The following is a 17336-nucleotide window of genomic DNA, read 5'->3' on the forward strand; positions in this document are numbered from 1 at the left end:
AAGCGGATTCGCATCCGTTTAACGACTTTTTAACTCCTAAAATTAGCTTAAATAAAGTCCTATCTTTGTACTGTAAACAGTGGCATGAAACTTACTTTTTATAAATATCAGGGAACCGGCAACGATTTTGTAATGATCGATAACCGCCGGAAAACTTTCCCGAAAAAGGATTCGGATTTGGTGTCTTCCTTGTGCGATAGAAGATTCGGGATCGGTGCGGACGGACTTATCTTATTGGAAGGCGATCAGGATTCCGGATTTGGGATGGTATATTACAATGCAGATGGAAACGAGGGCAGTCTATGTGGTAATGGCGGAAGATGTTTCGTGACCTTTGCGAAACATTTGGGCCTCATTGAGGATACCATGGTTTTTATGGCTGCGGACGGCGTTCATGAGGCAAGTATTACCGGGGATATGGTGAGTTTAAGGATGCAGAATGTGTCGGACATAAGGCAAAAGCCAAATGCCATTTTTTTGGATACGGGTTCTCCACACCATGTCCAATTAATTGAAGAACTATCCAATTTTCAAGTATACAGGGAAGGGGCCAGATTGCGCTATGGGCTTTACGGCAAGTCTGGAAGCAATATTAACTTTGTGGAGCCTTCCGGAAATGGCTCATTTGCCGTAAGAACCTATGAAAGGGGTGTAGAGGATGAGACGCTTTCCTGTGGTACCGGAGTTACCGCCGTAGCACTGGCTATGCATAGTATAGGAAAATTACAGCACAACGAGGCCAAAATACGGACTCAGGGAGGAGAACTAAAGGTAACCTTCAATGTTGAAAACGGGGAATATACCGATGTTCATCTTATCGGTCCGGCCAAATTGGTATATAAAGGTGAAATTGAATGTTGAGGCTCAAGGGCGAACATATCCATTTAAGGGCTTTGGAACCAGAGGATTTGGAATTCTTATACCAATTGGAGAATAATCCTGAGGTATGGGAAATCAGTGGAACCACAGCTCCATACTCCAAACACGTTTTAAAACAGTATTTGGAAAACGCCCATCGCGACATTTATGATGTAAAACAATTGCGTTTATGCATATGCACTGCGAAAGATGTTGTCATCGGCTTTGTGGATTTGTTCGACTTTGATCCCAAAAACAGGAGAGCCGGTATCGGGATTATCTTAATAGCAGGTGAGCAGGGCAAAGGTGTGGGTACCGAGACCCTACGGCTTTTATGCGACTATGCATTTTCCGTGTTGGATTTAAGGCAATTATATGCCAATGTGACTACGGATAATGAGAGAAGTCTACACCTATTTCGCAAATTGGGGTTTGAAAAAGTTGGAACTAAAAAGGACTGGATTTTTTTCAATGGAAACTATAGGGACGAAATTTTGTTTCAAAAGATAAACACATAATGTATATCAAAAGGATTTTATTGGTTATCGTATTGATTGGACTGGTTGCTGGGGGGCTATTTGCCTATAAGGTATATAGCGCCATTTTTTCTCCAAATACTTCCTTTGCGAATGATGAAGCCTTTGTCTACATCAAATCAGATGCATCCTTTGCCGAAGTAAGGGAAGTTTTAGATCCTTTATTGGAAGATTTGGATTCTTTTGAACAGATTGCCAAAAGAAAGGGGTATGCCTCCAACATAAAGGGGGGCAAATATGCCATTACCAAGGGAATGAACAACAACGAAATAATCAATTCCCTACGTAGTGCCAATATTCCGGTAAAGGTTTCCTTTAATAATCAGGAGACTTTGGAAAATTTGGCCGGTAGGGTAGCTTCCCAAATTGAGGCGGATAGTACATCCCTGGTACGGGCGTTTAAGGATAATGCATTTTTAAAGCCCAATAATTTCGATGATGACTCTAGCTTGGGCATGTATATCCCGAATAGTTATGAGTTTTTTTGGAATACCTCTGCCCAAGGATTCCGAGAACGGATGTTAAAGGAATACCATCGATTTTGGAATACGGAACGCTTGGATAAGGCCAAGGAATTGGAGCTTTCCCCAAAGGAAGTAGTAACTTTGGCCTCTATTGTACATAAGGAATCCGCTAAAATCGATGAAAGGCCCAAGGTAGCGGGATTATATCTGAACAGACTGCGCAAAAATATGCGTTTACAGGCCGATCCCACCGTAATTTTTGCTATGAAAAAGCATGCGGATGACTTTGACATGGTCATTAAACGGGTGCTGTACAAGGATTTGGAGCTCGATTCACCATATAATACCTACAAGTATAACGGTCTGCCGCCAGGTCCCATAACCATGCCCGATATTTCGGCCATTGATGCCGTCCTAAACCCGGAAAAACACGACTACTATTATTTTGTGGCCAATGTAGAGAATTTTGGCTATCACAAATTTGCAGAGACTTTGGCGCAGCACAACCGAAATAAGGTGCAGTACATCCGTTGGATTAATGCACAAAAAATTAGAAGATAGGCCACTAATCCAGTTTTTAAGACATGTTAACTAAAATTGGATATTTTTAACAAAGTCTTGGAGAACAACGGTGAAATGGGATTTATCTTTGTCCCGTGAAATTTAAGCAAGCCATTTTGGCCGTAAGTCTTAAGAAAATCATGGTATGAAAAGAGGTATAATCTTTTTTTGTCCCTTGATCTTACTTTTTATTTTAACGAGTTTTGGGAATAAAGCCACAACGGTCAAAGTTCCGGAGACCCTTAAAGTAAAAGAACCTACTGAAGTTTTGTTCCCCAAAAACAAAACTGCTATTAGCGCGACCATGGTCGTACCTCCCTTTCTGGGGAGTTCCTACATTGGCTTTAAGGAGGCCCTGGCCTTCAAGGAGTCGCAAGGAAACTACTTTACCACCAATACCCTGGGATATTTGGGAAAATATCAGTTCGGTATTGGAACGCTACAACTCATGGGAGTTTACAGTGCCACACGTTTTCTGAACGACCCCATTCTACAGGAAAAAGTGTTCTACACCAATATGGCCAGGAACAAATGGATTCTTAGAAGGGATATCGCACGGTTCGTCGGGAAACGGATTCGAGGCGTGGAGATTACGGAATCTGGAATGTTGGCAGCGGCACATTTGGCCGGACCGGGTAATGTGAAAAAGTACCTTAGGTCGTATGGGCAGGTCGACGTATCGGATGAATACGGTACATGCATAGCCGATTACATTAGAAAATTCTCCGGCTATGACGTTTCCTATGTTGCTTCCAAACGTAACCCAAAAGTTTAAGATATTAGTTATATATGAAAATGGGTAGGTCCGGTCGGAAACGACCGGATTTATTTTTTATCCCTGTATGATAAATATGGTGGGTCTTTTGTGCAATTCAACCCTGTTGTTCTTCCAATCCCGAATGGGCCGAGTAAGGATAAACTCGGTAGGAAGGGTAATATCCGTTGCAATGCAAAGCTTGGTATTAATGGACAGGGATCTCAAAAGTTCACCGAGCAATTTATCATTTCGATAAGGGGTCTCGATAAATATTTGGGACTGTCCCTTTTCAATGGATAATCGCTCCAAACGTTTTATTTCTTTCTTTCGTTCCGAGGCATCTATGGGCAGGTAACCGTTAAAGGCAAAATCCTGACCATTGAGACCACTGGCCATCATGGCCAATAGTATGGAGGATGGACCGACCAAGGGAACAACGCGAATATTTTTTTCGTGGGCGATACGGACCACATCGGCCCCTGGATCGGCTATCCCCGGACAGCCCGCTTCGGAGAGAACGCCTACATCAAGACCTTCAAGGCAGGGTAAGAGAAAACCGGGAATCTCCTGCGGGTCCGTATACTTGTTCAAAACCTGCATCTTTAAATTGGGCTGGGACTTTCTAGGACTTATTTTTTTGATAAAACGCCTGGCGGATTTTTCATTTTCCACCACGTAATGATCAATTTCCTCAATGGCTTGTTTTATGGAAATGGGCAATACTTCAAGAGGGGCGATATCCCCGAGGGTGGATGGAATGAGATACAATTTGCCTTGGGCCTTGGCCATTTGTAATTAAGGTTGGTTTTCTAACTTTCGGGCAATTTCGGAACAGGCCTTGTCGATAAGGTGGAATACCTTTTCAAAACCATCCCCTGGGCCATAGTAGGGATCGGGAACTTCCCGAATTTCGGATTCCACCTCCTCCAACAGCATTTTTACTTTTTGGGCCTGGTCTTCGTTCCGCGCCAATGAAATTACATTTCTGTAATTACTACGGTCCATCGTATAAATAACGTCAAAATTATCGAAATCCTTGGGGGAGAATTGTCTACATCGTTGATGGGAAATGTCTATTCCATATTTTCGGCTCACAGCAATACTACGTTCATCCGGTTTGTTCCCCAAATGATAACTTCCCGTGCCTGCGGAATCTACCATAATTTTTTCGGGATTTACTTTGCTCTGTAAAATACCTTCGGCCAAAGGCGACCTACAGATATTCCCCAGGCAGACCATTAATATCCTGGTGGCCATAGATGATCAGGAAAGCTTTTTGGTTAGGTCATCTATATATTTACGGAATTGCTTGTCCGTTTCCGCTAGGTTGTCCACGGTCTTACAGGCATGCAATACCGTAGCATGATCACGTTTCCCGATTTGGGAACCGATACTGGCCAAGGAGGCCTTGGTAAATTTTTTGGCAAAGAACATGGCCAATTGCCTTGCCTGAACAATATGTCTTTTTCGGGTTTTGGATTGTAACGTGGCCACATCCATCTCAAAATAGTCGGACACCACTTTTTGGATATAGTCAATGGAAACTTCCCGTTTGGTGTTCTTTACGAATTTTTCCACTACCTGTTGGGCAAGTTCCAAGGTCACTTCCTTTTTGTTGAAGGAAGACTGGGCGATAAGCGATATGATGGCCCCTTCCAGTTCCCTAATGTTGGTCTTTATATGTTTGGCCACATAATCCACGATATCATCGGGCATTTCTACCCCATCCCGATACAACTTATTCTTGAGGATGGATATCCGTGTCTCGTAATCCGGATTCTGCAATTCCGCGGAGAGCCCCCACTTGAAACGAGACAACAAACGCTGTTCAATATCCTGCATATCTACAGGGGCCTTATCCGAGGTAAGGACTACCTGCTTTCCATTTTGGTGCAAGTGGTTGAAGATATGGAAGAACACATCCTGGGTACCCGATTTTCCAGATAGGAACTGTACATCATCTATGATTAGGACATCGATCAACTGATAGAAATGGATAAAGTCGTTCCGCGTATTCTTTTTTACGGATTCAATGTACTGTTGTGTGAATTTTTCGGCAGAGATGTAAAGTACCGTACGTTCCGGATATTTGTCCTTGATCTCTACCCCGATGGCATGTGCCAGATGCGTTTTTCCCAAGCCTACGCCCCCGAATACCAAAAGTGGATTAAACGAGGTGCCTCCCGGTTTATTGGCTACGGCCATACCTGCCGAACGGGCCAAACGATTGGAGTCCCCTTCCAAAAAATTATCAAAATTGTAATTGGGATTTAGTTGCGATTCAATTTTTATGTTCCGGATTCCGGGAATAACGAAGGGATTCCGCAATTCCGGGTTTTTGGATTTGATCGGAACGTCCATTTCCTGGGCCCCAACATGGCTTCTATTGGAACTGGGTATCTTTTCGGTAAAAGGTTCCCGGTTCCCATAGGTGTTTTCCATGCGTATGATGTAGACCAATTTGGCCGTCTCCCCCAATTCCTTGGTAAGCGCTACCTTCAATAATTTTACGTAGTGTTCCTCCAGCCATTCGTAGAAAAATTTACTGGGGACTTGAATGCTCAGCGCATTGTCCGTTAATTTGACCGGTTTTATCGGTTCGAACCAAGTTTTGAATGCCTGCGGTTGGATATTATCTTCGATAAAGGCCAAACAATTGTTCCATACGGAATTTGCAGTAACACTCATTTTTAAGTTTATCTTATTTTGTTGGTTAGTGACTTCGCTAGTTGGTCGAAAATTGGTCGGAGCGAACCATACTTTCTGAGTGGGACAAATATGTGAACAATAATCCTAAAAAAAAAATCAATCCCTATTGAATTTACCCTTTTTTTTTCGCATGTTCCGGGCTATTCGTACAAAGCTTTTAAATATATACTTTTTAGTTGAAAAAATATGGATTTTAACGAAATTTCTTTTCGAATTCGTTACGGCGAAACCGATCAAATGGGAATTGTTTATCACGGGAACTACCCGCAATATTTGGAGATGGGAAGGATTGAGTGGTTAAGGGTCCTTGGAATTTCTTACAAATCCATGGAGGAAAGTGGAATATTGCTGCCTGTAATTTCCCTGCAGATCAACTTCAAAAAATCGGCGCTCTATGACGACTTGATCACGGTAAAAACCATACTCAAAAAACCACCCATGGCACGTATCGAATTCGACTATGTCATTTACCGAAATTCCAATGAAATTTTAGCCACCGCGAATACGGTTTTGGCCTTTATGGACCGGGATACCAAACGCCCTAGAAGATGCCCTGATTATCTCTTGGAAAAATTGAGTGGTCTTTAGGCCAAGATTTCTATGTCCAATCCTTGTATGCCGCCTAGGATTCTTTGGGTATTTTCCAGGTTCTTTTTATCGGACAAGAGGGTAATACTACAATCCATTTCCAGGTTTTGGGATACGATTTCCAGTTTTTGTCGTTTAATGGCTTGCATCACTTTATTTAAGGCGACGTAATCAAAGGCAAGTTTCAAACGTATTTTTATTCTTTTCTCCACCATAGGCGCTGCCTCCAAGGCCATCCGGGCCGTGCTTCTATAGGCATTGATAAGCCCACCGACGCCCAATTTGGTCCCTCCAAAGAATCGAACTACGGCCACCAATACATTAGTGATTTCAAAAGACTGTATTTGACCGTATATGGGTGCCCCCGCAGAATTTCTGGGTTCGCCATCATCATTTGTACGATATTGGATATCGTCTGTCCCTATTTGCCAAGCATAACAAACGTGGTTGGCCTTGGGATGCTTTTTCCTTAATTCTTCGATAAGCGGCTTTACGTCCTCTACCGTATCTACGGGAAAGGCATATCCATAGAACTTACTTTTTTTGTCCACAAAGAGTACCTCCTCCGAAGGGTGGGCCAGGGTTTTGTGGCTATGGGGTTTCTTTTCCATTAAAATAAGGCTACCAAAACAATACTGACTACGGCCAGGGCAATTCCACCCCAATTCTTTGGACTAATGTGCTCCTTAAAGAGTGCAATGCCCAAAAGTGTGGAAAACATAACTATGGCCACATTATTGATCGTAAATACTGCCGCACTGCTAAGACTGGGATGTTGTAGGGCATGTAGCAAATAATAAATGGAGAAATAATTGGGTATGCCCAACGCAATACCGCCCAGAATATCCTTGACCCCGAGGTTTAGAGGTTCCTTAAAACGTTTTGAGACTAGAAGTAACACACCTACCATCGCTGCGGCACCAAAGACCGTAGCGGAGAACAGGGGAAATTCATCGGTCTCAATATGGGTTTCCTGTACATATTTAAGACTGGTGTCTATAATGCCGGAACCTAAAAAGACCAGTATTGGCAACCAAAGGGAAGCTCTTCCCAAGCTCACTGATTTTCCTTTTACCGATGCAAAGTAAACGGCCGCAAGGGCCAATACAATGCCTGTTACCTGCAATGGACTTAAGTGCTCCCTATAAACGAGCACTCCAAAGAGTACGGGAATCACAAGGGACATTTTTGTAGCTACCGACGCCACGGATACCCCAACACGTTGGGCGGTCGCTGCCATAAGATTGAATACTACGATAAAAAGACATCCCAATACTAAAGTACCCCAGAACCAGGACTTTTGTGGAACCTCACCAAGGGTGACCCTACCTTTGTAAAAAAGAACCCCGACTACAAAGGCAACCATATAATTTACAATAATGGCGTAAAGGGTATGTACCTTATGTACTGAGAAAAGCTTGAAAATAACAAAAATAAGGCTGGAAAAAAGTATGCTAAGTGCTAGATAGAACATCCTTTAACTTGCTTTTTAATTGGAGGATATCCTCTTGGCCTACCTGTAAATTCCAAGTACGAATACCCAGTTTTTGAGCGGCTTCTGTATTCTCCTGGGTATCGTCCACAAAAAAGGTTTCATTTGCCAATAAACCGTTTTCCTCCAGAACGAAATGAAAGATCTCCGCATTGGGCTTTCTCAAGTGTATTTCATGCGAAAGATAAAACTGTTCAAAGGAGTTCTTGAACCTTAAGTACCTTTGTGTTCCCATAAGTTGCTCCACATGGGGAATATGCAACGCATTGGTATTGCTTAGAAGGAACAGCCGAAAGTGGTTTTCTTGGGCCAGATTTTCAATAAACTCCAATCGCTCTTCCGGAAAATCGAGTAACATTGCATTCCACGTGGCTATGATTTCGTCTGCCGATGCCTTTGGAAAAGCCGATTGTAATTCCCGTACAAATTCTTCGGAACTTATACCACCTACTTCATAGGTTTCGTTCAATGCCCATAAATCGGTGGTAAAACCAGTGCCGCCCCATTTGGGTATTTCCCGAAAAACAACTTCTTTGTCCAGATTGATGAAAACGTCTCCAAAGTCTAAAATTATGTTCTTAATCATTTTGATAGGTGTGTAAAGTGTCCGTATGAATAGATTCGGTCTGTAAAAGGCTGCCTGAAAGTTTTGGGGCAGCAATTCCGTTTGTAAATGTCCGGGTTCCCGTAAAAACCCGCGCTTCGTCCCAAAGGCCGGAATTTATAAAAGTTTGAAGCGTTTGTGCACCCCCTTCTACCAAAACACTTAAAATTTGATGTTTGTGGAGGACATCGCAAATCTGTTCGGCCAAGTTGGCGGAAAAATCTAGGACTTCATACAGTATTCCTTCCACGTATCGGGAACTATCCGTAACCGTGGTAAGGATAAGGGTAGGGATACTCCCGTCCAGGATATGGAAATCCTTTTTGATTTTCAGATTTTTATCCAGCACCACGCGTAAGGGCGACTTTCCATGCCAATGCCGTACGTCCAATCTCGGATTGTCCTCCAAAACGGTTTGGTTACCCACCAAAATGGCCTGTTCCTCGCTACGCCACTGATGGACCTTCTGTCGAGAATGCGTATTGGTGATCCAATAAGGTTCCGGGTCTTCATTTCTAACGGATTTATCCGGCGCAATATACCCATCCAGGGTCTGTGCCCATTTAAGGATTATGTACGGCCTTGCCTTTTCTTGAAAGGTCAGGAAACGTTTGTGATGCTGCCTACAAGCACCCTCAAGTATCCCCAAAACAACCTCACAGCCGGCATTGCGCAAGCGCTCAACACCTCTACCGGAAACCTTGTCATGAGGGTCTAAAATTCCAACAACGACCTTCGGAATGGTATGTTTGATGATCAAATCGGCACAGGGCGGGGTCTTTCCAAAATGGGAGCAAGGTTCCAAGGTAACATATAACGTAGCTTCCCGTAAAAGCGATTTATCCCGCACGGCTTCAATAGCATTTACCTCGGCATGTGGACCACCATAAGGACTGGTAAAACCCTCCCCGATAATTTTGTCCTGATGCACAATAACGCAGCCTACCATAGGATTCGGGGCAGTGGTGCCCAAGCCGTTTTTTGCGAGTTGGATACAGCGCCGCATATAGCGTTCATGGGTAGCCGCATTTGTCTTTTGGGATATATCCTTTTGCTGTATCTTCACTTCGCAAAAATAGGACTTTAAAACAGACCGATCTAAAAAATATGGAAACCGCAATCATCCGGGAAATCCAAAAAGGGGACAATGCCGAAGTGGCCCGTGTCGTTAGAAAGATTTTAGTGGAGATGGGTGTGCCCAAGGTGGGGACGGCCTATGCGGATGCGGCCCTGGACCGGATGTTCGAAACCTATAATGTGCCCAGGGCGGCCTATTATATCGTCGAAGACGAAGGACGTATTATCGGATGTGCGGGGATTGCCCAATTGGAAAATTACTCAGGCAATGTATGCGAGTTACAAAAAATGTACCTGCTGGGGGAGGCTAGGGGTAGGGGATTGGGCGCCAGGTTGATGGAAGTATGTTTGGAACGGGCCAAGGATTTTGGTTTTGAACACTGTTATCTGGAGACCATGCCCTATATGAAGGCGGCCCAAAAGCTCTATCAAAGGGCGGGATTTAAATATATTGATGCCCCCATGGGCGATACGGGCCATTATTCCTGCCCGGTCTGGATGTTGAAGAGTATTCAATAAGGAATTACATTGGGCAATCTCACGACCGCCACAAAATACCGCCAACTGAATTAGGAAGATGTTGTTAAAAGAGATCAAGGCCATTTTTCATAAGGAATTGGATACGCTCTATCCCAAGGAAGAGGTGGATAACTTTTTTTATTTGCTCATAGAACACTATTTGGGGTTGGAACGTTTTGTACTGGCCCTACAACCGGATTTTATCATTTCCAAGGAGGAAGAACAACCGCTGTTCGAGGCGTTGAGCGAGTTACGGCTACAAAAACCGGTACAATATATCATGGGGAAGGCCCATTTTATGGACTTGGAACTAATGGTCACTAATCAAGTACTGATTCCCCGACCGGAAACCGAGGAACTGGTACGCTGGATATTGAACGACTGTCATGCTGAGCGCAGTCGAAGCATAACGATTCTGGATATCGGCACAGGTAGTGGATGTATTGCCTTGGCCTTGGCAAAAAACTGTCCGGATGTCCGGGTGCACGCTTTGGATGTTTCGGGGAAGGCCCTGGAAGTGGCCCAACACAACGCCGAACAAAACGAAGTAGCCGTTACTTTTATACAAGCGGATATCCTGACTTTGGATATACTTGATACATCCTTCGATATCATAGTTTCCAATCCGCCTTATGTACGGGAGTTGGAAAAAAAGAAGATGAAGGCCAATGTAACCGAATATGAACCTAAGGAGGCTTTGTTAGTCCCGGATAACGACCCTTTACTCTTTTACAAAGCCATTGCCCGTTTTGCGATAAACAACTTGAAAAAAGGAGGGAGTCTATATTTTGAAGTGAACCAGTATTTGGCCCAGGAAACCCAGCAACTTTTGGAAGACCAAAATTTTACGGATATTGAACTCCGAAAAGATTTATTTGGGAACGATCGAATGCTGAAAGGGAGATGGGAAGACATGAGACGTGAGACGTGAGATGTAAGATGAAAGACAGAAGGAAGAAAGAGGTAGGGAGTAGGAAGTGAAAAGTATGAAGTAAGATTTTTTGCAACGAACAGTTAACAATAAACAATGAACAATGAACAATGAACAATGAACAATGAACAATGTGTTATGGGAATTAGGACGAGTTTAAACTTGAAACCTTGAACCTTGAACCTTGAAACCTTGAACCTAAACTGACAATCCGACCTCGGATCAAAAGACGAAAGATAAAAAGACATAGGACATAAGATTTAGAACTATATTTTTTAGTTCCTTAACCCGAAACCCGAAACCCGAAACCCGAAACCCGAAACCCGAAACCCGAAACCCGAAACCCGAAACCCGAAACCCGAAACCCGAAACCCGAAACTCGAAACTCGAAACTTAGAATTGCCAACCGACAACTAACATCTGACACCAACCATCGAACCCAACAACAATGAGTATTGAACAAAAAATAACCTCTCTCCGCGAAGAACTCCGCCAACACAATTACAATTATTATGTACTGGATCAACCGGTGATATCGGATTATGAGTTCGATATGAAGCTCAAGGAACTTCAGGCCCTGGAGGAACAACATCCGGAATTCCACGACCCCACTTCGCCCACCTTACGGGTAGGGGGCATGGTCACCAAGAATTTTGAAACGGTCACCCATGACGAACGCATGTACTCCCTGGACAACTCCTATTCCAAGGAAGATTTGATGGATTGGGAAAAGCGAATCCAACGTATTTTGGGCAATGTGGAGGTTCAGTTTACCTGCGAGCTCAAATATGACGGAGCCTCCATTAGCCTTACCTATGAGGATGGGCGATTGGTACGGGCGGTAACCCGGGGTGATGGTTTTCAAGGCGATGACGTGACCACCAATGTAAAGACCATTCGTTCCGTGCCCTTACAGCTGAAGGGTGGTTATGCCCCCAAATTCGATATTCGGGGAGAAATCGTGTTGCCTTTTGAAGGCTTTGCCAAAATGAATGCGGAACGGGTGGAAAATGGGGAGGAACCCTACATGAACCCCCGGAATACGGCAGCCGGAAGTTTAAAGTTACAAGACAGTGCCCTTGTGGCCCAACGTCCCTTGGAGTGCCTATTGTATAGTATCGTAGGGAAGGATTTGGATATCACCACCCAATTCGAAATGTTGGAAAAGGCCCGGGAGTGGGGCTTTAAGGTACCCACGATTGCAAAGTTGTGCAATACCACGGACGAAGTCCTGAAATTCGTGGAATATTGGGAAGTCCATCGGCATGAACTGCCCTATGAGACGGATGGGGTGGTGGTAAAGGTAAACAACCTTCGCCATCAAGAGGAGCTGGGCTATACGGCCAAATCCCCACGATGGGCCCTGGCCTATAAGTTTAAGGCGGAACAGGTGTCTACGGTATTGAACGAAATCACCTATCAGGTAGGGCGTACGGGGGCCATAACGCCTGTGGCCAATCTAGAACCGGTGTTGTTGGCCGGTACCACGGTAAAGCGGGCCTCCCTACATAATGCCGATCAGATTGCCAAGTTGGACGTCCGGGAAGGGGACACTGTTTTTGTGGAAAAAGGGGGCGAGATCATTCCAAAGATTATGGGCGTGGACTTTACGAAACGTCCGGTGGATTCCCGACCGACCCAATACATTGCACTATGTCCGGAATGTGGTACGCCATTGGTACGTAAGGAGGGCGAGGCCCAGCATTTTTGTCCCAATGATACAGGCTGCCCGCCCCAGATTACCGGGCGTATCCAGCATTTTATCTCCCGAAAGGCCATGGATATCGAAGGTTTGGGGAGCGAGACGGTGGAACTCTTGTTTAAGGAAGGTTTGATTGCCAACTATGCCGATCTCTATACCTTGACCAAGGAACAGGTGATGCCCTTGGAACGGATGGCGGAGAAATCCGCCGAGAATTTGGTAAACGGGGTAACCGCCTCCAAGCAGATTCCCTTTGAGCGGGTATTGTTCGGTTTGGGGATACGGTATGTAGGGGAGACCGTGGCCAAAAAACTGGCCCGGGCCTATAAACATATCGATGCCTTGATGACCGCTACGGAAGAGGAACTGGTAGCCGTGGATGAAATTGGGGAACGGATCGCCCAAAGTGTCGTGGAATTCTTTGGCAAGGATGAAAATCGACAAATTGTAGATCGACTCAAAGGTTATGGGCTCCAATTTTCGTTGTCCGAGGCCCAGTTGGAAAACCAAACGGATACCCTAAAGGGACAGACCTTCGTAGTCTCGGGAGTCTTTGAGACCATAAGCCGCAACGAATTGAAAAAACTGATCGAGGACAATGGGGGCAAGGTGGCCTCCTCGGTATCTTCCAAGACCAACTATCTGGTAGCTGGAGCCAATATGGGGCCTAGTAAACGCACCAAGGCGGAAGGTTTGGGGGTACCTATTATTTCAGAGACGGAGTTTTTGGGGATGGTGTAGGGGCGTGTTTCAAATACGATTTTGGCTGTATGAAGTAATATAAAATTTCTAGTCTTTGTTTCAATCGTCCCAAACAACCTTACTAGGTAGTTTTTCTTCTGAAAGATTGATTGCTTCGCTCAAAGATAGGCAAGTACGGGATCTTATAGAAGTGTTAAGGTCGACGCAATCAAGTATTGCGTAATATGCAGAACCTTTTGAGTTTAAATCTTGCGGAGAATCGTCGTATCCTTTATCGAAATAATAATCCCAGTTTTGTTTTATTATGACTACGTGTTTCTCAACCGTCCGGTCATAAAGCCACCTACCTCTTTTTACAATTTCCACCTTTTTCAAATTTAAAGTGCTTTTATTGGGAATGATACGCAACCATAACAATTTTTGCTCACTCTATTTTTATTGATTAATCTCTTTTCGGAGGCGGCGGAGGTGGCGGAGGAGGTGTTCTTCTTGGGGGTACTGCGGGATTTGAACGTTCTTCTCGCCTAGGTGTTGCAGGCCTAGAAGGGCTTCGAGGATTATTTGGTCGTAATGGCTTGTCTGCACTCATTGGTGAATAGTTAAACATTAATGATACGTTTTATTTTAAGTAAATACTTATCCGTTTGAGATTCAATTTGAGATTGTTTCTTTTTACCCAGATTTATTGTCCCGAAGGATTGATTTCCAAATATGTTCCTCTCTTCATCTTGTAATTTTCTAAGCTTTTTGTCCACACTTTCATTTGGGAACCTCCCATCATAAAAGTCGAAGAACAAGTTTTCGAGGTCCCTAAGGTGATAGTTATAAAAATCTAAAGAATTCTTCATACTAAAGCGTTCATTTGAAGATTTTAGAAATAGATTTTTTGACAATCTGGTTCCCTGAACGGCTATTAGCACTGTAGTCCATATAATCTTCAATTCTTCATTTCTAAACCAACCTGCAATACCAATTAATGATATTAATACAAGAACGAAATCCAGAATTTTATGATTTCTGTTTTGTATTTCTAGGGCAGCACTAATTGCCAACTGCGAATACTTCCATTCATTCAATTCATCATATATCCTATTTGTCAAACTACTCATTTCTTTTTATACTCTATCATAATCTTGGTTTCGTTACTGAATTGTGTAAAAGTATCGTTCTGTCGTAAAGGTAAATTTAACAAAAAGGCTTAAAATTCAGATTAGTTGGTGTAGCCGTAGTGAACTATAACCATTATCGTGGAATTTTATCTTTTACTTTGTTAAACTCCCATTTAAAATTGTCATCTAGTAGACTTCTGAAATCAGTCAGCATATAATTCTTATATATACGATCTTCTGGATTTAAGTTTTTCCAGAAAATGATATTTTTTTTAATGTCCCCATACTTGGAAATAGACACATTGAATTTTCCATTTTCTATATTGTAGTTTTCTAATTCAACAATATAGAATCTTTGTACTCTCATCATATTATCAACAAAGTTTGGGTTAATTGCCATATTTACTCCTTTGTACTGTGTTTGAATACTTGGGTACATTAAAATATCTGTTGCTAAATTATGTTTAGCGTTTAATGTTCGATGAGCAATACTTGCAGATAAGGCATAGCTTTCATCACTTATGAATACTGAATGAAGAAATTTTAAATATTCCAGCAATCCAGCCTTTCTTTCTCTATCAAGTTTATTCTCAAATGGCTCATCTAATTGGTCTATTTCTGCGTTTTTCAATACTCCGTAATAATTGTCTCGATGAAGTTCGGTTTGCAAAAAAGTCTGGAAAGCAAACTGTTCGTCAGAATTAATTAACTCCCATTTTGAAATACAAAATTTTCTTTGTTTGTAATCAGTGTTCCTAACAACTTCCATTAAAGCTGTCATTGGATTGTCAGAACAATAGAAAACAGGGCTTTTTGGGAAATTGCAACGATTAAATCCCGTTAAGTTTATTGGCGGATAACTATGTTCAGAAAATTGGCTGATATTTGTAAAAGAATTTACTTCTCTAACTCGAAATATTGGAAGTTTAAATTCTTCAGGTTTGAATAGTTTGAAGATGTTAGGTAGAATTTTAAATTCTTGAAAAAATATTCCCTCGACTTCTTTTAAGAAATCATCAGCGTTTTTATAATCCGAAATTCTTGGCCAATCAACTTTTTTCAATCTTTCGATTGCTACTTTTGTTTCATCTAGAGTGGGAAAGTCCTCAAAATTTTCGCTCATCTTCTTCTAATGTGACATAAATTGGGCTATTGGATATATATGTTTGCCGGTAATAGGATACCCTAAAAATCCTACAAAAAGTAAAGCGCACAAAATCCTATTGCAGGAATTGTCAAAAAGTTTTTAACCGCTTCGCTATGAAATGTATGCTTAGCAGAAGTACCAGAACAAAGAGATATTCCGTAAAGTAATTGTTTTCCCCCAGCCTCAATTTTTGGTAGATTTGAAAGCAAAAGAGATAGTTGAATAAGGTAAGTCCTAATAAAATAAGGATGTGTCTATACTCTTTTGCGAGTTGGATATAGGTTTTCCATTGGACTAGAAGGAGCAATTCCTTGTCAAAAAGTTGGGCAAAGACCGGCCAGAGAAAAAATAAGGGCAAGGCAAAGAGTCGGGCTTCCCGAGCAAAGGAAGTCAGGAATACCAAGGGGGTATTTAAGGCTACGGTCAACAAAAAGGCATGGAGCCATTTTTTCTGATACGCAGAAACCGTTTTTCTTTTTAAAACTACAACGGTCAAATAAAGAAAAGGCCCTAGGGTCAGGAATAGTGAGGTCAGGGATTCCACTGTGTTTTTGGGATTTTCAAAATTCTCCAGAAAACAGCCAAAACGGGAGTTCATTTCATTTTGGGTAACGCCCCATAAGTCGTGCGATTCTAGGTAGTAGCCAATAAAAAGCCCGTAGAGCAGTAGGGGTAAAAACAAAACGGCAAATTGCTGTAAAGGGGTATGGGATGGTTTCTTTTCTGGACAAAAGAAGAAAAGGGCCGGGAGCAACAATACCGAGGTTTCCCGACATATCAAAGCTAGGGTAAAGAAGGGCACATAGAACCACCATCTCCCTAAGACAAAGGCCCATAAGGCCAATAGGATCAGGCAATACTGCAAGGGTTCGTCATAACTAAAGACCGGTGGAAAAAAGCTAAACAGCACCGAGAAGCTCAAAAAATAAACCGTCATGTTCAACAATCCATGTTTTTGGCTCGCATGCAATGCCCTGGACAGGATGTAGAGGAGAACACCACTACAGAACAGCAAGATAAAATTGACCCAGACAAAGGCTTGTCCCAAGGGGATATCAAAAAGCTGCGTTGTGGTTTCAATAAGACTGCTTGTTAAGGGTCTTCGGGCAAAAGGAGCGAATTCCTGGTGGTATCGGATTTGGGATTTGAGGAAGACCAGGGAAAGTCGGTCGTTGTTCTCGTTCAACATACTGTCCACATTCGGGGTCATATGAATCTGGTAAATGAACAAGGTAAACGAAAGCGACAATATCCAAGGCAGGCCCTTGGAAAGTATGGGTGGTATGGTTACTTTTCGGAACAACCGCAACGATTTTGTTCCCATGAAAATAGGCATTTTGGAAATGGTAATCCTACGTAACCCCAAAACACATGACATATATGTTCCTTCCCCTCTCAGGGGAAGGTGTCACGCTTAAGGCGTGACGGAAGGGGTAGCTTTACGTTCATTTCTTTGCTTGTACAAAGAAACGAACCAAAGAAAGTACACTTCTCCCCAGGAATTTTCGCGCCTTGCACAGCGCAAACCGGTATCGAAACTTCGCCAAAAACGATTATATCGTTTTCGGTGCCATTCGAAG

Annotated in this window: 18 protein-coding genes; 8 read left to right on the plus strand and 10 right to left on the minus strand. The window is 42.9% G+C overall.

Features of this window, described 5'->3' with window-relative positions; genetic code table 11:
- Nucleotides 1-84 precede the first annotated feature (84 nt).
- The 4 genes from dapF (at nucleotide 85) to ACO06Y_RS14735 (ending at nucleotide 3194) form a co-directional block, all read left to right on the plus strand.
- Nucleotides 85-861: a diaminopimelate epimerase gene (gene dapF, locus ACO06Y_RS14720; protein ID WP_422079744.1), complete on the plus strand. Its 777-nt coding sequence runs from the start codon at nucleotides 85-87 to the stop codon at nucleotides 859-861.
- On the plus strand, nucleotides 855-1376 hold the full coding sequence (locus ACO06Y_RS14725) for a GNAT family N-acetyltransferase (protein WP_422079745.1): 522 nt from the start codon (nucleotides 855-857) through the stop codon (nucleotides 1374-1376). The genes dapF and ACO06Y_RS14725 overlap by 7 nt, the downstream gene beginning before the upstream one ends.
- Complete coding sequence (gene mltG / locus ACO06Y_RS14730) at nucleotides 1376-2419, plus strand: endolytic transglycosylase MltG (RefSeq protein WP_422079746.1); 1044 nt, start codon at nucleotides 1376-1378, stop codon at nucleotides 2417-2419. Before ACO06Y_RS14725 ends, mltG begins: the two co-directional genes overlap by 1 nt.
- A 145-nt stretch (nucleotides 2420-2564) precedes the next feature.
- On the plus strand, nucleotides 2565-3194 hold the full coding sequence (locus ACO06Y_RS14735; protein ID WP_422079747.1) for a hypothetical protein: 630 nt from the start codon (nucleotides 2565-2567) through the stop codon (nucleotides 3192-3194).
- A 57-nt stretch (nucleotides 3195-3251) separates the two neighbouring features.
- On the opposite strand, the gene ACO06Y_RS14740 is transcribed toward ACO06Y_RS14735, so the two are convergent.
- The 3 genes from ACO06Y_RS14740 to dnaA are packed head-to-tail and all read right to left on the minus strand — an operon-like array spanning nucleotide 3252 to nucleotide 5864.
- Nucleotides 3252-3965, minus strand: a complete 714-nt coding sequence (locus tag ACO06Y_RS14740; protein WP_422079748.1) for an SAM-dependent methyltransferase — start codon at nucleotides 3963-3965, stop codon at nucleotides 3252-3254.
- A gap of 6 nt (nucleotides 3966-3971) precedes the next feature.
- The gene (locus ACO06Y_RS14745; RefSeq protein ID WP_422079749.1) at nucleotides 3972-4433 is read right to left on the minus strand and encodes a low molecular weight protein-tyrosine-phosphatase; all 462 of its coding nucleotides are present in this window, start codon (nucleotides 4431-4433) and stop codon (nucleotides 3972-3974) included.
- Nucleotides 4434-4439: 6 nt separating this feature from the next.
- The gene (dnaA, locus tag ACO06Y_RS14750; RefSeq protein WP_422079750.1) at nucleotides 4440-5864 is read right to left on the minus strand and encodes a chromosomal replication initiator protein DnaA; all 1425 of its coding nucleotides are present in this window, start codon (nucleotides 5862-5864) and stop codon (nucleotides 4440-4442) included.
- 207 nt (nucleotides 5865-6071) lie between these two features.
- On the opposite strand from dnaA, the gene ACO06Y_RS14755 reads away from it, so the two are divergent.
- On the plus strand, nucleotides 6072-6473 hold the full coding sequence (locus ACO06Y_RS14755) for an acyl-CoA thioesterase (RefSeq protein ID WP_422079751.1): 402 nt from the start codon (nucleotides 6072-6074) through the stop codon (nucleotides 6471-6473).
- Here ACO06Y_RS14755 and ACO06Y_RS14760 read toward each other — a convergent pair.
- The 4 genes from ACO06Y_RS14760 to ribD are packed head-to-tail and all read right to left on the minus strand — an operon-like array spanning nucleotide 6470 to nucleotide 9635.
- The gene (locus ACO06Y_RS14760; protein ID WP_422079752.1) at nucleotides 6470-7084 is read right to left on the minus strand and encodes an IMPACT family protein; all 615 of its coding nucleotides are present in this window, start codon (nucleotides 7082-7084) and stop codon (nucleotides 6470-6472) included. The genes ACO06Y_RS14755 and ACO06Y_RS14760 overlap by 4 nt on opposite strands.
- Entirely contained in the window at nucleotides 7084-7947 is an 864-nt protein-coding gene (locus ACO06Y_RS14765; protein ID WP_422079753.1) for a GRP family sugar transporter, read from the minus strand. Before ACO06Y_RS14765 ends, ACO06Y_RS14760 begins: the two co-directional genes overlap by 1 nt.
- Nucleotides 7928-8551, minus strand: coding sequence for an HAD family hydrolase (locus ACO06Y_RS14770; protein WP_422079754.1), 624 nt, complete (start codon nucleotides 8549-8551; stop codon nucleotides 7928-7930). Before ACO06Y_RS14770 ends, ACO06Y_RS14765 begins: the two co-directional genes overlap by 20 nt.
- Nucleotides 8544-9635: a bifunctional diaminohydroxyphosphoribosylaminopyrimidine deaminase/5-amino-6-(5-phosphoribosylamino)uracil reductase RibD gene (gene ribD / locus ACO06Y_RS14775; protein WP_422079755.1), complete on the minus strand. Its 1092-nt coding sequence runs from the start codon at nucleotides 9633-9635 to the stop codon at nucleotides 8544-8546. The genes ACO06Y_RS14770 and ribD overlap by 8 nt, the downstream gene beginning before the upstream one ends.
- Before the next feature lie 41 nt (nucleotides 9636-9676).
- Here ribD and ACO06Y_RS14780 point away from each other — a divergent pair, with 41 nt between their 5' ends.
- The 3 genes from ACO06Y_RS14780 (at nucleotide 9677) to ligA (ending at nucleotide 13539) form a co-directional block, all read left to right on the plus strand.
- On the plus strand, nucleotides 9677-10165 hold the full coding sequence (locus ACO06Y_RS14780) for a GNAT family N-acetyltransferase (protein ID WP_422079756.1): 489 nt from the start codon (nucleotides 9677-9679) through the stop codon (nucleotides 10163-10165).
- Between the two features lie 58 nt (nucleotides 10166-10223).
- On the plus strand, nucleotides 10224-11096 hold the full coding sequence (gene prmC / locus ACO06Y_RS14785) for a peptide chain release factor N(5)-glutamine methyltransferase (RefSeq protein ID WP_422079757.1): 873 nt from the start codon (nucleotides 10224-10226) through the stop codon (nucleotides 11094-11096).
- A 448-nt stretch (nucleotides 11097-11544) separates the two neighbouring features.
- The gene (gene ligA / locus ACO06Y_RS14790; protein ID WP_422079758.1) at nucleotides 11545-13539 is read left to right on the plus strand and encodes an NAD-dependent DNA ligase LigA; all 1995 of its coding nucleotides are present in this window, start codon (nucleotides 11545-11547) and stop codon (nucleotides 13537-13539) included.
- A 560-nt stretch (nucleotides 13540-14099) separates the two neighbouring features.
- On the opposite strand, the gene ACO06Y_RS14795 is transcribed toward ligA, so the two are convergent.
- The 3 genes from ACO06Y_RS14795 to ACO06Y_RS14805 all read right to left on the minus strand — a co-directional run bounded on the left by ACO06Y_RS14795 (nucleotide 14100) and on the right by ACO06Y_RS14805 (nucleotide 17080).
- Nucleotides 14100-14609, minus strand: coding sequence for a hypothetical protein (locus tag ACO06Y_RS14795; protein WP_422079759.1), 510 nt, complete (start codon nucleotides 14607-14609; stop codon nucleotides 14100-14102).
- Nucleotides 14610-14742: 133 nt separating this feature from the next.
- Nucleotides 14743-15732 carry an RES domain-containing protein gene (locus ACO06Y_RS14800; protein ID WP_422079760.1) on the minus strand — a complete coding sequence of 330 codons (990 nt, stop codon included), beginning with the start codon at nucleotides 15730-15732 and terminating at the stop codon, nucleotides 14743-14745.
- Between the two features lie 112 nt (nucleotides 15733-15844).
- Nucleotides 15845-17080: a hypothetical protein gene (locus ACO06Y_RS14805; RefSeq protein ID WP_422079761.1), complete on the minus strand. Its 1236-nt coding sequence runs from the start codon at nucleotides 17078-17080 to the stop codon at nucleotides 15845-15847.
- Nucleotides 17081-17336: the final 256 nt, after the last annotated feature.

Origin of the sequence: Ulvibacterium sp., assembly GCF_965228935.1 — a bacterium.
Taxonomy (GTDB): domain Bacteria; phylum Bacteroidota; class Bacteroidia; order Flavobacteriales; family Flavobacteriaceae; genus Ulvibacterium.

Coding starts and splice junctions, on each gene's coding strand:
- dapF (WP_422079744.1), top strand. CDS start 85: ATGAAACTTACTTTTTATAAATATCAGGGAACCGGCAACGATTTTGTA.
- ACO06Y_RS14725 (WP_422079745.1), top strand. CDS start 855: ATGTTGAGGCTCAAGGGCGAACATATCCATTTAAGGGCTTTGGAACCA.
- mltG (WP_422079746.1), top strand. CDS start 1,376: ATGTATATCAAAAGGATTTTATTGGTTATCGTATTGATTGGACTGGTT.
- ACO06Y_RS14735 (WP_422079747.1), top strand. CDS start 2,565: ATGAAAAGAGGTATAATCTTTTTTTGTCCCTTGATCTTACTTTTTATT.
- ACO06Y_RS14740 (WP_422079748.1), bottom strand. CDS start 3,965: ATGGCCAAGGCCCAAGGCAAATTGTATCTCATTCCATCCACCCTCGGG.
- ACO06Y_RS14745 (WP_422079749.1), bottom strand. CDS start 4,433: ATGGCCACCAGGATATTAATGGTCTGCCTGGGGAATATCTGTAGGTCG.
- dnaA (WP_422079750.1), bottom strand. CDS start 5,864: ATGAGTGTTACTGCAAATTCCGTATGGAACAATTGTTTGGCCTTTATC.
- ACO06Y_RS14755 (WP_422079751.1), top strand. CDS start 6,072: ATGGATTTTAACGAAATTTCTTTTCGAATTCGTTACGGCGAAACCGAT.
- ACO06Y_RS14760 (WP_422079752.1), bottom strand. CDS start 7,084: ATGGAAAAGAAACCCCATAGCCACAAAACCCTGGCCCACCCTTCGGAG.
- ACO06Y_RS14765 (WP_422079753.1), bottom strand. CDS start 7,947: ATGTTCTATCTAGCACTTAGCATACTTTTTTCCAGCCTTATTTTTGTT.
- ACO06Y_RS14770 (WP_422079754.1), bottom strand. CDS start 8,551: ATGATTAAGAACATAATTTTAGACTTTGGAGACGTTTTCATCAATCTG.
- ACO06Y_RS14780 (WP_422079756.1), top strand. CDS start 9,677: ATGGAAACCGCAATCATCCGGGAAATCCAAAAAGGGGACAATGCCGAA.
- prmC (WP_422079757.1), top strand. CDS start 10,224: ATGTTGTTAAAAGAGATCAAGGCCATTTTTCATAAGGAATTGGATACG.
- ligA (WP_422079758.1), top strand. CDS start 11,545: ATGAGTATTGAACAAAAAATAACCTCTCTCCGCGAAGAACTCCGCCAA.
- ACO06Y_RS14795 (WP_422079759.1), bottom strand. CDS start 14,609: ATGAGTAGTTTGACAAATAGGATATATGATGAATTGAATGAATGGAAG.
- ACO06Y_RS14800 (WP_422079760.1), bottom strand. CDS start 15,732: ATGAGCGAAAATTTTGAGGACTTTCCCACTCTAGATGAAACAAAAGTA.
- ACO06Y_RS14805 (WP_422079761.1), bottom strand. CDS start 17,080: ATGGGAACAAAATCGTTGCGGTTGTTCCGAAAAGTAACCATACCACCC.